1 protein-coding gene is annotated in these 275 nt (G+C 60.7%); it reads right to left on the minus strand.

Translation table 11 applies throughout. The annotated features are described in order from the left end of the window. On the minus strand, positions 1 to 275 hold a 275-nt coding region (locus PPOP_RS09040; RefSeq protein WP_042228106.1), incomplete at both ends, for an IS66 family transposase.

The following is a 275-nucleotide window of genomic DNA, read 5'->3' on the forward strand; positions in this document are numbered from 1 at the left end:
AGGCAAGGCCTTGCGCCGCCACGCTGTGCGGATTCGTTCTGGCCTCTGGCGCTGCCTTCAGTGCCTCATCGTATTTGCGCCGTGCATGCGCCCAGCAGCCCACCAGCGTCACCTCTTTGACCTTGTGGTATCCGGGATAACCATCCACATGCAAGTAGCCCTTGAACCCCTCCAAAAAGTCCCGCGGATGCTCCCCGCCTCTCGTGCGCTGGTAGTCGTACAACACCACGGAGGGTTCACCTCGCCCCGTGCGGTATAGCCACATATACGAATCC

It is taken from the genome of Paenibacillus popilliae ATCC 14706, from assembly GCF_000315235.1.
GTDB lineage: Bacteria > Bacillota > Bacilli > Paenibacillales > Paenibacillaceae > Paenibacillus_B > Paenibacillus_B popilliae.